The sequence below is a fragment of the Caballeronia glebae genome (genome assembly GCF_001545035.1).
GTDB classification, from domain to species: domain Bacteria; phylum Pseudomonadota; class Gammaproteobacteria; order Burkholderiales; family Burkholderiaceae; genus Caballeronia; species Caballeronia glebae.
On the sequence record NZ_FCOJ02000003.1, the window covers coordinates 138,977 to 152,922 of the forward strand.

Consider the following 13,946-nt stretch of genomic DNA (forward strand, 5'->3'; position numbering starts at 1 on the left):
ATCAACGATCAACCGAAGACGCCCGCCAGTCCGAGAAGCGCGCTCGCCGCGACGAGATAGATAGGATTGAGCTTGCTGCGATAAGCGACTGCCGCGCATACCATCGTGCAAAGCGCGCGGGACACGTTCACATCGGTCTCGCGCGCGAACACGTAGGCCGCCGATACGAGCAAACCCACCGTTACGGGTGCAAGTCCCTTGCGAATCGCGGTGACGATGCGCGAGTCCTGCCGCCGTTCCACCCATGCGCTCACGAAATACGCCATCAACGAAGACGGCACGATCTTGGCGACAGTCGAAACGAGCGCGCCCGCAAGTCCCGCCGCCTGAAAGCCGATCAATGCGACAGCCATGCCGTTCGGTCCCGGCGCGGCCTGTGTGATCGAGAAGAAGGTGACGAACTGCTCGCCAGTAACCCAATGACGCGTATCGACCGCATAACGCTGGATATCGGCGAGCGTCGCATTCATGCCGCCCACTGCGAGCAACGACCATATTGCACCGTGCAAGAAGAGATCGGCGAGTGTGTTCAACATCGCGTTACTCCTTGCGCGCGCGTCGCAGCATGAAGAGTGTGCCGAGCGGACCGAGCACGGCAAGCACGATGAGTAGCGGAATCTTCATGATTGCTATGGCGATGAACGTTGCGGCCACGAGCACGATGCTCGCCGCGCCGCGCGGCAAGCTCGTCACGAGCTTGAGCACGGTCGCGATGACGAGTCCTGTCGCGGCCGGCATGAGTCCGGCGAAAAGGTGCGCGGTGATCGGCGCATGTCCCCAGCGAGCATAGGCATAACCTATGCCGATGGTGATAACCGTGGGCGCGAGGTATAACCCGAACACCGCCATCGCCGCGCCCTTGGCTCCCCGATATTGCCGCCCCAGCACGGTCGCGATGTTCGCGACATTCGGCCCAGGCAGTAATTGCGCGAGCGGCAATAACTCCGCGAACTCGCGATTCGTAAGCCAGCCCAGACGTTCCACCAGCATGCGCCGCGCCCACGGCAACACGCCGCCGAAACCCGTCAGTCCGATAAAGAAGAATGCCTTGAAGAGCGCGAACGAAGTGGGCACGGGCGGCGCGCCGCATATGTTCACTTCGTTCGAAGATGCGGCGGCGGGCGAGATCTCGTGGATCGTATGGGCGGTCATCGTAATGCGTGCTTTCAGGAAGAGGCGCGCTTATATCCTGGCCGTTTCGAACGTGGCCGGGTGAAAGACATCTTCGATACTCAAGCGGCGTTTCGATAGCCCTTGCGAATGATGATGGCGCAGGAAGGTTTCGAGCGTATCGCGATTCGCTTCGATGCCGTAGGACCAGTAATCGTCGCCCATCAACTCGCGCGCGGCTTTCAATTGTTCTTCGACGAAAGGTAACGTAACCTTCGTCGCCGATGTATCCGACAAGCGCGCGAGCGCCACGCGCTTCGCTTCGGTAAATGCCTTGAGCACGGCTGCGGGCAGCCACGGATGCTGCTCGACGAGCGTCTTGCGAATGCCCACGACATGCATGATCGGGAACACGCGAGTGCGACGGTAATAGTCCTTCGCCGCCGCTGTCGGATCGCGAAACAGCCAGCCGACGTTCGGGTTCGTCGCGGCGCAGCCGGGCGGACGCGGCGCCATGAAGCCGTCGATATCGCCGCGATCGAGCATCGCCGAAATCGTGTCGTTATCGGGCGCGGCTTCGAGACGGATATCCGATGGCAAATCGAGCTTGATCTTCTCAGGCCGCCCCGGCTCGTCGATGCCGCCGCGCACCCACTTCACGTCGCTCGGCTTCACGCCAAAGTCGTCTTCGAGCACGGCGCGCGCCCATACGTTCGCCGTCAGCTGATATTCAGGCAGGCCGATGCGCTTGCCCCTGAGATCCTCGGGCCGTTCGATGCGATCCGTGCGCACATAGATGGACGTATGGCGAAAAGCGCGCGAAAGAAACACCGGGATCGCGATGTAAGGGCACGTGCCGTCCGCCGTCTTCACCGCGTAACTGGAGAACGACAGCTCGCTAATATCGAACTCCTCGTGGCGGAAGGCGCGAAAGAACATCTCTTCAGGCGATAGCGTCATGAACACGGGCTCGGCGCCGTCGATCTGCACCTGACCGTCGAGCAACGGACGCGTTCTGTCGTAGTCGCCCATCGCGACTGAGAGTCTGAGTTTTCCGATCATCGGGTAAGTCTCCTGCGTTTTGTGTACAAAAAACCGTTTTGTCTGTTGCATGCAAAGTGCATTAAACGAGCGAATGCACGAGACCGCGATTGACCTTGCGGCGCAGGAATTCGAAATTGACGGCGAATTGCTCGGCACGCGTCACCGCGTCGTGCAGACGCTCGACATCCTCCGGCGAGAAGGTTTCGCCGACACCGCCTGCCGCCTTCGTCAGCAATTGAATGCGGCATGCACTATCCAGAAGCAGCGACAGCACGACCGACTCCTCGATGGATCGCCCGACCACCGCGACGCCGTGATTGCGCATGAGAACAGCCTTGCTGGAACCGAGCGCCCGCGCGACGCCTGCGCCCATGTCCTGCGTGCGGATGAGGTTCATCGTTTCGGTGTAGTACGGCAGGCCGTCCGCGAAGTGCACGCTCGGCTGGCTGATCATTTCGAGCGGCTGCCCCGTCGCGGAGAGCGCGACCGCATGCGTCGGATGAGCGTGGATCACGCTCGTCACGTCGGGGCGCATTTTGAAGATCTCCGAGTGGATGAATACTTCGCTGTGACGGCGGCCGCCGCCGCTCACCTTCTCGCCTTCGAGATTGCAAACGACGATGTTCTCGTCGGTGATCTCGTCGAAGCCGTGGCTATGCGGCTTCATCAGGAAATGCGTGGGATCGCCGGGAATGCGCACGGAAATGTGCCCGCGCGTGAGATCGCCCTGACCTTCGGCTTCGAGAATGCGGCCGGCGTCGATCAATTTTTGCTTAGCTTCGTCCAGAGTCATGGTGTCGTCCTGCGTTCGAGTGAAAACGGGCGGCCAAGGCCTGAGCCAGATGCTTGCCGCGCTATCGTGATGATCGTGATGAATCGGTTAGAAGCGCCCACCCACCGCGGCCTTCGCTTTCGAAAGCACATCGGGCGGAGTCTTGTATAGCTCGTCGAGCAGCTGGTCCATGCGCTGCCATGAAACGGGGCGCACTTCGAGGCCCATGCGCTTCGCTTCGGCGAGGAACTGCGGGTCCTTCACCGTCTGCTCGAATGCCTGGCGCAACGCGGCCGTGCGCTCCGGCGGAAGGCCCGGCGGCGCCGCGAACGGCCGCGCGAAGACCTGGCTCGCGACGATCACCTTCAGCACCTGGCGCGTCTGATCGTTGGGCGCGAGATCGAGCAGCAGCGGCACGTCGGGCAACTCGGGATGCTTCTCCAGCGCAACCTGAACGAGAATGTTGATCTTCTTGCCCGAGATCCAGTCGGGATGGCGCGTCTGGATCGTGCTCCATGACACGCCGCATTCGCCGTCGATCTCGCCGCGCTCCATCGCGAGCGCGGTTTCGTTGCTGCCCGGATAACCCGTGACGAGTTTCAGTTTCGAATTGAAGAGATTCTTGATCGTGGACGCGATGACGTCAGGGTCCGAACCCGCGCCCTGCCCGCCCATGCGAGCTTCCTTGTCGACGAGATCCTTGAACGTCTTGACCGGCGATGTATTCCACGTCACGCAAAGGCTCACATCGCTCGTGATGCTGCCGAGCCAAGTGAGCTTGCGCGCGTCGAAATTTGCATCGCCGAGGAGCGGTTCTTCGGGCATCGTGCGGCCGAAGGTGCCGAAGGTCGCGCCATCTTTCGGCGCGATGCCATAGAGATAATTCACCGCCTTCAGACTGCCCGCACCCGGCATGCTTTGCGGCGTGATCGTCGGCTTGCCCGGAAGAAAGTTGCCGATGTATTTGCCGAGCAGGCGCGCGTAAGTATCGTAGCCGCCGCCGACCGAATAACCGATCGTCATCGTGACATTGCGGCCGTTATAGAAGTCCGCCACCGATTCGGCCGCCGCGCGGCTCGCGAGCGGTGCGCAAAGCAGCGTAGCCGCAAGCGCCGAGATAGTTGCATGCGCAATCATGCGGCGGCCCTTTCTTTCGAGGCCTTCGCGCGATGAGCGCTGCGAGAGTCGATCTTTCATGATGTTGTCTCCAACAGTTATGACCAGCTGGCCGATGTGGGCCGGCCGCCGGCGTCTTTTGATTGTGAGCGTGATCAAACGAGACCGCCGAGTTGACGCAGCGCCGGCAACCAGTCACCGATGAGCGATTGCGGCCACGGCGTCGAAAAGATGCGGCCGAACACGAGCCACAACGCGACGGTCATCGCAATCGACAACAGCGCCGATGTGCGCCAGCGCTCACCGAACTCGAAGCGCGCGACGAGCAGCATGAACATCAGCAATGCGGGCAGCAAGCCGACGACCGAAGCCACCGCGAGCGCGCCCGCGACCCACGCGAAGAAGCGCACGCCGCGCACATAGAGGGTCCGCGTGTCGAGCGTCGATGCGAGGCTGTCGTGCAACGAAGGATCGCCGTGCGCGCCCAGGCCCGCGCTCGCGCCTGCATGCGCATTGGCCTTTGCGATGACGCCGGGTTGCGTATCCACGTCCACTCGCGGCTCGCTGAAATGCGCAACGGCGCCGGCCATCGCGAGCTCGCCCATCGGAGCGGGGGCATCGAACGAAGGCGGGGCCGCGGTCACGTCGCGCGTGAACAATTGCTCGATCAACACGATGCAGCAGAACACGAGCGCGGCGCATGCGCTCGTCATCGGCATCAGGCTCGCGGCGAAGGCCCAGTCGCGCGCGACGGTCATTGCGGCGATCACTAGTGCGGTGAGCATCAGCGTAAAGACGATCTGCCAGTCGAAGCGACGCAGTCGCAGTTTCAACGCAGGCACTGCGCCACGCGAGGACGATTGCGAACGCGCGCGCAATGTCTTGCGCAAACCCTTGATCGTCGGGCCGAGCACGACCCACAATGCAGCGAGCAGAATCACGATCACGACCGGGCGCGCGAAGAGACCCATGCCGTAGATCTCGTGCGAAATAAAGTAATAGCGCTCGAAAATGCTACCGAGCACGAGGCCGAGAATGAGCGGCGGACGCGGCCAGTTCAGGCGCTTCATGATCCATCCCACCGCGCCGAACAGCACGAGCGAACACAGGTCGCCCCAACTCTGGCTCGCATTGAATGCGCCGAGATAGACGATCGCGATGACGAGCGGAATCAGGATGCCCACGCGCACCGTTGCGAGCCGCGCGAAGAGGCTGCTGCTCGAAAGACAGATCACCGCGCCCATGATGTGCGAGATGGTCAGGGTCCAGATGATCGTGTACGTCACGTCGAGATGCTTGGTCAGCATCTCGGGTCCGGGTGTGAAGCCGTGCATGATGAATGCCGATAGCAACAGCGCCATCGACGCCCCCGCGGGCATGCCGAACGCGACGGTCGGAATCAGGTGACCGCCCTCCTTCGCGTTGTTCGAGCTTTCCGATGCGATCACGCCGCGAATATCGCCCTTGCCGAAATTCTCCGGGTTCTTCTCCGTGCGAATGGCGTGACCATAGGCCATCCAGTCGATCACGGCCGAACCGATGCCCGGCACCGCGCCGAGCAGCGCGCCCAGTCCGCTGCAGCGCAGGATGAGCCACCAGTGGCGCGCCGCGTCCATCACGCCGTCCCATTGCGTGCTCGCGCGCACGCCGGGTTGCGGACTCGCGCGCGCAATGCCTGTGCGCTCGATTGCCATGTCCGCGAGCTCGGGCAGCGCGAAGATACCGAGCGTGACCGGCACGATCGGCAGATGGTCCCATAAATACAAAGTGCCAAACGTCCAGCGCAGCGTGCCCGTTTGCGGATCGGAGCCGATCAGCGAAAGCATCAGGCCGAACGATGCGACGGCGAGACCTTTCATCGGCGCCTTGCCCGAGAGCGTCGCGACCATCGAAAGACCGAAGATGCACATCGCGAGCAACTCGGCCGAGCCGATGTAAAGGACGATCAGGCGCAACACCGGGATCGCGAGCGCGAGCAGCAGCGCGCCGAAGATGCCGCCCGCGAGCGACGACGCATAGCCTGCCCCAAAAGCCCGCCGCGCATGCCCCTGTTTGGCGAGCGGATGGCCGTCGAGCACGGTTGCAGCGGCGCCCACGGTGCCGGGCACGCCGAACAGCACGGCCGGAATGAAGTCGGACACCGTCGTCACCGAGGCCATGCCGAGCAGGAGCGCGAATGCGGTGTAGCCGTCGAGGTGATAGGTGAACGGAATCAGCAGCGCAAGTCCGACGATACCGCCCAGGCCCGGCACGACGCCGAGCGCGAGTCCGAGCAGCACGCCGCCCAGCATGATCCCGAGGCGCAGCGGATCGAGGATCAGGGTCAGCGCATGGAGGGCGGCGTCGAGCATCAGCGCACCTCCCGGCGAGCCTGCTTCGCGGCAAGACAGCCGTCGTCACAGCGCGATCGAGTGCATGTGGGTTGCATCTCAAGTCTCCGGTAGTCGCCCGGCTGCGTGGCCGGGCGTTATGGTCGAACCGTCAGTCGAACTGCTCGTCGCCGCACGTGGCGCGTGATTGCATGATGTGTTTTGCATCACGCATTCAAGATTGCCTTTTGAGTAATGCGTTTTGCATGCAACATGCCATCGCGGCGATGTGCGCTGCGCAGAGCGCCTATTCGAAGATGCGCACCAGATCCTGCGCGATCGGCGAATACTTCGCGTGCGTGCGCAGCATGAAGCTCGCAAAGCCGTCGCTGTTGTGATGCTTCTTGCGCTCGTTGGGCAAGTCGATGCACTGATTGCGCACGGAATCGCGCACGATGCCCATCGGGTCTTCGCCCGCTTCGACCTTCTTCATCTCGCGGCGGAGCATGCGGCGGTAGATCGCGAGACCCTGGTCGGATGCGCCGAGGTTCTCGCGCGTGCGGTCCGCGATCGCGCCTTGCGTGATCCACGCCATCATGTCCTGCCCGTCGACGTTATCGACGATGAACTCGCCGTCATCGTCCCTGAACGGCACGTCGTAGGTATGCAGGCGTTCGGTGAGTCGCGCCGGGACGTCGATGCCCTTCGGCGGAATGTATGCGTTGTACCAGAGGTGCAGCGTGTGTTCGTCATCGACCGGCACGCGAATCTGGAACGAGTAGTAGCGCGAGGCCTCGTCGCCATTGCCCACCGCAAGCATGTTCGGGAACACGATCGGATGACCGATGAGCCAGTCGTCCGAGTCCTCCGAATGTCCCGCGAGGAGGCGGTGCTTGGTCACGCCGAACTCGAACTCGTTGAACGCGATTTTCTCGTGCTTCGCGCTGATCGCTACCTTGACGCCTTCCTGTTCCTTCTGGAATTCATAATGATGACCGTGCAGCCACTCGGTGTGAATCGGATCGACCGAGTTCTCCATGATCTGCAGCCAGTTCACCGGCAACAACGCGCGCCCCATCATGCGGATCGCGCCCTGCGCGACGAAGCCGTCGAAGCGCGGCAACAGCGGACGCGGCTCCGGCCCCATATAGGCGAACAGGAGGCCGCCGAGCTCCTCGACCGGATACGCATCGGTCGCAACCTTGTCGCGAAAAGCGCAGTTGTCCGGCTCGTTGGGCTGATCGAGGCATTTACCCTCTGCGCTAAACTCCCAGCCATGATACGGACAGCGAATGCCTTGCTCCGTGGGGATGCCGTGCGCGAACGACGCGCGCCGGTGCGGACATTGCTCCGCGATCAGGCCGCGCCGTCCTTGCCGATCGCGAAAGAGCACGAGATCCTCGCCAAGCAGACGCACACGCTTCGTCCACTTGTCGTCGAGTTCCGACGCCGCAGCGAAGGGTTGCCAATAGCGACGCAACAGCTTGCCCATCGGCGTGCCGGGCCCGATGCGCGTCATTGTTTCGTTTTGTTCTGCCGTAAGCATGAGTCGATTCCCGTATGTTGGAAGAGCGCGCCGGAGGCACCGTCCCGCCACCAGCCTTGAACCCATATTATTCTTAGGTACCTAACTTAAAAATAATGGAAAATACTAAGGAGGATCACGCGCCTCGCCGAATGCCCTCTGGCACGGCATGTCGCTGTATACAGGCAGTAGTGCACGAAACTCGCAGCGCGTCCATCAGATCCGGATTCACCCTATGATCCGAATCGTTGACAAATTTAACTTAGTTATCTAAGTTTACGAAAAAAGGCATGCATTCATGCCGGAGACAGGTGAGAGGATGAACAAGAGCGAGCAGAAAATTCCACGCGACCCGCAGCCGGGCACGCTCAAGCACTGGCGCGAGGCGCTGCCGGAAGAGCGCATGGCGCATCTCGTGAAGGACGCGGCACGCGGCTTTTCGCGTTCCTTGCAGGCTCGTCTCAGGGAGCACTCGGTGCTCTATGGTCACTGGACGTTTCTGCGCATCCTGTGGCAGACCGATGGCCTCACGCAGCGGCAATTGAGCGAGCAGGCGGGCGTCGCCGAGCCGACCACGTTCTCCGCACTGAAGACGATGGAGAGCCTCGGCTACCTCACGCGCCAGAAGCTGCCCGACAACCGCAAGCAGGTGCGCGTGTTTCTCACGCCGAAGGGCGTGGCGCTGCGAAGCGTGCTCGTGCCTTACGCGATCGATGTGAACCGCATCGCGCTCGCGGGCATCGCACCGGAAGACATCTCGGCCACGCGGCGCACGCTGCTCGCGATGATCGAGAACCTGTCCGCCGACCAGATCGCCGCTCCGAAGAACGGCCGCGATTCGGCCAATGGCGACGCAAACGAGGACTCACTGTGATGAACCCAAGCGACATAGCGAAGAGCGTGCGCATCGGCATCGTCGGCTTCGGCACGGCGGGACGTGCGTTCGTGCCCGCCATCGAGAAGCATCCGGGCTTCGTGTTCGCGGGCTTCGCCGATCCTTCGGCGTCGGTGCGCGAACAAGGCGCGCAGGAATTCGGCGTCGCGGCTTACGAGAGCATCGACAAGCTGATCGAGCACGGCGCGCTCGACGCGGTGTACGTTGCATCGCCCACGACGCTGCATCGCGCGCATGTCGAACTCGTCGCGCGCGCGGGCAAGCATGTGCTCGTGGAAAAGCCGATGGCCGCCAATCTCGACGATGCACGCGCGATGGTCGCGGTCGCCGATGCGGCGGGAATCGTGCTGCTCGCCGGACACTCGCATAGCTACGATCAGCCGATTCACGCGATGCGCGAGCTCATCGATTCGGGCGAACTCGGCCGCGTGCGCATGGTGCATACGTGGTGCTTCACGGACTGGATCTACCGCCCTCGCCGCCCCGACGAACTCGACGCGTCGCAAGGCGGCGGCGTGACCTTGCGTCAGGGCTCGCATCAGTTCGACATCATCCGTCTGCTCGCCGGCGGCGCCGCGCGCAGCGTGCGGGCGAGGACGTTCGACTGGGACCCCGAGCGCAGCGCGATCGGCGCACATACGGTGTTCATCGAATTCGACGATGGCGCCGCCGCCACCGCGGTCTACAACGGCTATGGCCGATTCGCGAGCGCGGAGTTGTGCTTCGACGTCGGCGAATGGGGCTTTCCCGCGCAATCGCGCGCGCTCGCAAAACCGGCGAGCCTGGAAGACGAACTGCGCGCCAAGGCCGAGCGCGCGCGCAACGCGATTCCCGCGAGCGCGCCCGATCAACCGTTCTTCGGGCTGACGCTCGTCAGTTGCGAGCGCGGCGAAATTCGCCAGTCACCGAAGGGATTGTTCGTTTATACGCGCGACGGCAAGCGCGAAATCGAATTGCCGACCGATGTATCGCCGCGCGAACTCGTGATGCGCGAATTCCACGATGCGATCAGCGGACGCAAACGCGCCATCCACGACGGCCGCTGGGGAGTGGCGAATCTAGAAGTATGCGCAGCGGCGATTGCATCGTCGGATCGTGGCGAGGAAGTTTTTCTGGAGCATCAGGTCGCGCTCGCTTGATCGCCTGATTACCTGATGACCTGATGACCTGATCGAACTGTGAGGCGGCGAACGAGTCCGCGTGGGAAACATGAATACACTTAGCATGCCTGATCGAATCGATTCCGCCGACGCAACGCTTGCGCTCACCGTCGCCGACAAACGCGAAATCGCCGAAGATATCTTTCTGTTCGAACTGCGCGCCGGCGATGGCGGCACGTTGCCGCCCTTCACTGCCGGCGCGCATTTGCTAGTGAAAACGCCCGCTGGCATCGCCCGACGCTATTCGCTCTGCAACGATCCCGCGCAACGAGATCGCTATGTGATCGCCGTGAAACGCGACGCCGCGGGCGGCGGCGGCTCGCTCAGCATGGCCCACGATGTTCAGGTCGGCACGACGCTCGAAGTCTCGTCGCCGCTCAACTACTTCCCGCTCTCGGGCGATGCATCGCGCTATCTGCTGATCGCGGGCGGCATCGGCATCACGCCGATGCGCGCGATGATGGCCGAAATCGCAGCACGTGGCGCGCATTTCGACGTGATCTATTGCACGCGCTCGCCCGAATCGACCGCATTTCTCGACGAACTCAACGCAAGCGAGTTTGCCTCGCGCGTGCGCGTTCATCACGATTTCGGCGAGCGCGCGCAGTCGCTTCCGCTCGCGCCGCTCGTCGCCGAACGCGTCGGCGATACGCATATCTACTGCTGCGGCCCGCGCCCCCTGATGCAGGCGGTTCGCGACGCCGCTTCGCACTGGCCTTCTTCCGCCGTGCATTTCGAGGACTTCGGCACGAGTGCGCATGACAACGCGTCGGGCGACAAAGCCTTCACCGTGCGGCTCGCGAAGAGCGGCGGATGCGTGAACGTTGCGCCGGGCGAAACCATCCTCGATGCATTGCGCGCGAACGGTATCGACACGCCGAGTTCCTGCGAGGCCGGCACGTGCGGTTCGTGCAGAACGCGTCTGCTCGGGGGCGAAGCCGATCATCGCGATTTCGTCCTCGATGAAGACGAGCAAACGTCGGAAATCATGATCTGTGTGTCGCGCGCGTGCTCGAATGAACTCGTCCTCGACATCTGATTCGCCGGCTCGACTACTCATAACTTTTTTCGACGCCATAAGGCTTAGCTAAGCTTTTTTCTCCGATGATTCACGGTTCAGTCGGCCGCTCGCGGCACTGCGCCCTGCTTTATTGGAGATTCGTTCATGCGATATGAACCCGCGCCCGTCTATAACGCGCCCGCCCGCTTACTTCACTGGGCCACCGCCCTGCTGTTGCTCATCCAGTATGTACTCGCCTGGACCATGCCCGACATGCATCGCGACACGCAACCAATCGGTCTGATTGCGTGGCACCTCGGTCTCGGCGTGGCGATCTTTCTGCTCGTACTCGTGCGGCTTCTCTGGCGCAGCGCGCACGCCGCACCGCCCGAGCCCGCAAGCTTGCCGCCCGCTCTGCGCGCGTTCGCGCGTTACACGCACTGGCTGCTCTATGCGTTGCTGATCGCGGTTCCGTTGATGGGCTGGGCCAATGCATCGTCACGCGACTGGCCCGTCTCGCTGCTCGCCCTCATGCCGATGCCTCCCCTCTCGCCCACCGGATCGCCCATCGGTCACGCGCTCGGCGACTGGCATCGCAACTTTGCGTGGGTGCTGCTCGCGCTCGCCGGCCTGCATATCGCCGCGGCGCTGTTTCATCGATTCGTCTTGCGCGACAACACACTGACCCGCATGTTGCCGAAGCACCGCAAGCAAGCCGCGCCTAAACAATGACGACGATGAGACGCGATTCCATTCTCACTCACTGCGTATCGTAGGGTTATTAGCCGCGTGCCATGTCGTTCGTCTTTACTCTTGAGTCACGAAACGAACGATAAAAGGTGACGTCATGGCGTCCCAGACAGAACTCAAGCGCTTCACTTCCAATCTCGCTGACGAACTCGACAGCGCCGCGCTCTACGACACGCTCGCACAAGCGGAAAAGCAGGACGACAAGCGACGCGTCTACGCGGAACTGGCCGAGGCCGAGCGCCGTCATGCCGACATATGGGCCGCGAAATTGCGCGCGAATGGCGTGTCCGTTCGAACGCATCGCATCAGCGCGAAGACGCGCATCATGCGTGCGCTTGCACGGGCATTCGGACCGGATCTCGTATTGCGCTCCGTCGCCGCAAACGAAATGGCCGATCGCGACAAATACGCCGGTCAGCCCGATGCCGCGCAGATGTCGGCGGAGGAGCGGGATCACGCGGACATCGTGCAGGAGGTCGCGAATCGCAGCAAAGGCCTGAGCAAAGGCGGCGCGATCGCGGCGGCGGAAACGTGGCATCGCGGCGTGGCATCGGGCAACGATTTGCGTGCCGCCGTGCTCGGTGCGAACGATGGCCTCGTGTCGAACTTTTGCCTCATCATGGGCGTCGCGGGCGCGGGCAGCGACAGCCGGACAGTATTGCTCACGGCGTTCGCGGGACTTATCGCGGGCGCGGCCTCGATGGCGCTCGGCGAGTGGCTCTCGGTCACGAATGCGCGCGAACTTGCACGCACGCAAATCGCGAAGGAAAAAGACGAACTCGATCATATGCCCGACGCCGAGCGGCACGAACTTGCGCTCATCTATCAGGCAAAGGGCATCGACGCCACGCAAGCGAAGCGCCTTGCCGCTGAGATCATGCGCGACAAGGACAAGGCGCTCGATACGCTGACGCGCGAAGAACTCGGCATCGATCCGCGCGAGCTGGGCGGCAATCCCTGGACGGCCGCGCTCGCATCGTTCACGTTGTTCGCGGTGGGCGCGATCATTCCAGCTATCGCGTTCGTATGGGCGAGCGGCGTGGAAGGCATCGTGCAATGCATCGTGTTGAGTGGACTCGGGCTTGCCGGTATCGGCGTGTTCACGTCGCTGTTCAGCGGACGTGGCGCGATCTTCTCCGCCGTGCGGCAAGTGTTGATCGGGATGGTCGCGGCGGCCTGCACGTATGGCATCGGCAAGTTGCTGGGCGTGTCGCTTTCATGAACGATGCGCCGCGTATTGAAGCGCACGGCGCATCGTGTTCGCGTCGTCAGATCTTGAACGACTCGAACGTTTCCGGCGCGAAGATTTCTTCCGGTTCGAGCCGGCGCTTCGACAAGCCCTGCTCGTATGAATAACGCAGGAAGGTACGCAGATTCTCGCGATTCCGGTCGAGACCATAGGGCCAGAAATCGTCGCCCATTTCCTGGCGCGTCTCTTCGACGTGCGCATTCAACCAGGGCAGCATCGACTTGAGCGCGGCCGTTTCGTTGAGATCCGCATACGTGCGGCGCTGCGACTCGATCAACGCCTTGTAGAGCGATTGCGCGGCCCAGCGATTCGCTTCATACACTTCGCGCTTGAGAACGACGGTATGCATGATGGGGAACATCTTCGTGTTGCGGAAGTACTGACGCTCCACGTCAATATAGTTTTCGAACAACCGCTTCACGCGCCCTTTGCCATTCACAAACGACGACGGCATACGCGCCGTATAGAGCGCGTCGATCTCGCCATCGAGAAGCATCTGCGAAAGCGTCTTGTCCGCGCCGATCTGCTCGACGCGAATATTCGAAGGCAGATCGAGCTTCAATTTTTCGGGGCGATTCGGCTCTTCCTCGCCGCCGGTGTAATACGTGACGCTATCGACGGGCACGCCATAATGATCGGAGAGAATGCCGCGAATCCATACGGGCGCGGTCATCTGATACTCCGGATTGCCGACGCGCTTGCCGATAAGATCCTGCGGCTTTTCGATGCCCGAATCCGCGTTCACATAGATGCACGAGTGACGGAAGAAACGCGATGGAAACACCGGAATCGCGACGAACGGACGTGGTTCGCGAAAGCACGACATCGTATACGACGAAAGCGACATCTCCGATGCATCGAACTCGTTAAGACGCAGCATGCGAAAGAACGTCTCTTCCACGGGCATGTTCAGATAGTTGAGATCGATGCCATCCGGCTGCACGCTGCCGTCCATCAATGCGCGCGTGCGGTCGTAATTCCAGCATCCGAAGGTAAGTCTAAGCTTGGACAAGTTC

At 62.2% G+C, this 13,946-nt stretch carries 13 protein-coding genes; 5 read left to right on the plus strand and 8 right to left on the minus strand.

Features of this window, described 5'->3' with window-relative positions; all coding sequences use genetic code 11:
- Positions 1–8: 8 nt before the first annotated feature.
- The 7 genes from AWB82_RS03390 to AWB82_RS03420 all read right to left on the minus strand — a co-directional run bounded on the left by AWB82_RS03390 (position 9) and on the right by AWB82_RS03420 (position 7,897).
- The gene (locus AWB82_RS03390) at positions 9–536 is read right to left on the minus strand and encodes a chromate transporter (protein ID WP_086965725.1); all 528 of its coding nucleotides are present in this window, start codon (positions 534–536) and stop codon (positions 9–11) included.
- Positions 537–540: 4 nt separating this feature from the next.
- Complete coding sequence (locus tag AWB82_RS03395) at positions 541–1,152, minus strand: chromate transporter (RefSeq protein WP_086965726.1); 612 nt, start codon at positions 1,150–1,152, stop codon at positions 541–543.
- A gap of 30 nt (positions 1,153–1,182) precedes the next feature.
- Positions 1,183–2,169, minus strand: a complete 987-nt coding sequence (locus AWB82_RS03400) for a substrate-binding domain-containing protein (RefSeq protein ID WP_086965812.1) — start codon at positions 2,167–2,169, stop codon at positions 1,183–1,185.
- 64 nt (positions 2,170–2,233) lie between these two features.
- A complete protein-coding gene (locus tag AWB82_RS03405) occupies positions 2,234–2,947 on the minus strand; it encodes a class II aldolase/adducin family protein (RefSeq protein WP_086965727.1) in 714 nt (237 codons plus the stop codon).
- A gap of 87 nt (positions 2,948–3,034) precedes the next feature.
- Positions 3,035–4,123, minus strand: coding sequence for a Bug family tripartite tricarboxylate transporter substrate binding protein (locus AWB82_RS03410; RefSeq protein WP_086965728.1), 1,089 nt, complete (start codon positions 4,121–4,123; stop codon positions 3,035–3,037).
- Between the two features lie 74 nt (positions 4,124–4,197).
- Positions 4,198–6,393: a tripartite tricarboxylate transporter permease gene (locus tag AWB82_RS03415; protein ID WP_086965729.1), complete on the minus strand. Its 2,196-nt coding sequence runs from the start codon at positions 6,391–6,393 to the stop codon at positions 4,198–4,200.
- Between the two features lie 265 nt (positions 6,394–6,658).
- Positions 6,659–7,897: an aromatic ring-hydroxylating dioxygenase subunit alpha gene (locus AWB82_RS03420; protein ID WP_086965730.1), complete on the minus strand. Its 1,239-nt coding sequence runs from the start codon at positions 7,895–7,897 to the stop codon at positions 6,659–6,661.
- A gap of 298 nt (positions 7,898–8,195) precedes the next feature.
- On the opposite strand from AWB82_RS03420, the gene AWB82_RS03425 reads away from it, so the two are divergent.
- The 5 genes from AWB82_RS03425 (at position 8,196) to AWB82_RS03445 (ending at position 12,903) form a co-directional block, all read left to right on the plus strand.
- Positions 8,196–8,750, plus strand: a complete 555-nt coding sequence (locus AWB82_RS03425; RefSeq protein WP_086965731.1) for a MarR family winged helix-turn-helix transcriptional regulator — start codon at positions 8,196–8,198, stop codon at positions 8,748–8,750.
- Positions 8,750–9,910 carry a Gfo/Idh/MocA family protein gene (locus tag AWB82_RS03430; RefSeq protein ID WP_086965732.1) on the plus strand — a complete coding sequence of 387 codons (1,161 nt, stop codon included), beginning with the start codon at positions 8,750–8,752 and terminating at the stop codon, positions 9,908–9,910. The genes AWB82_RS03425 and AWB82_RS03430 overlap by 1 nt, the downstream gene beginning before the upstream one ends.
- 85 nt (positions 9,911–9,995) lie before the next feature.
- Positions 9,996–10,970, plus strand: a complete 975-nt coding sequence (locus tag AWB82_RS03435) for a PDR/VanB family oxidoreductase (protein ID WP_235023153.1) — start codon at positions 9,996–9,998, stop codon at positions 10,968–10,970.
- A gap of 126 nt (positions 10,971–11,096) precedes the next feature.
- Entirely contained in the window at positions 11,097–11,663 is a 567-nt protein-coding gene (locus AWB82_RS03440) for a cytochrome b (protein ID WP_086965734.1), read from the plus strand.
- 115 nt (positions 11,664–11,778) lie between these two features.
- The gene (locus tag AWB82_RS03445) at positions 11,779–12,903 is read left to right on the plus strand and encodes a VIT1/CCC1 transporter family protein (protein WP_086965735.1); all 1,125 of its coding nucleotides are present in this window, start codon (positions 11,779–11,781) and stop codon (positions 12,901–12,903) included.
- Between the two features lie 46 nt (positions 12,904–12,949).
- On the opposite strand, the gene AWB82_RS03450 is transcribed toward AWB82_RS03445, so the two are convergent.
- Complete coding sequence (locus tag AWB82_RS03450) at positions 12,950–13,942, minus strand: 4,5-dihydroxyphthalate decarboxylase (RefSeq protein ID WP_086965736.1); 993 nt, start codon at positions 13,940–13,942, stop codon at positions 12,950–12,952.
- Positions 13,943–13,946: the final 4 nt, after the last annotated feature.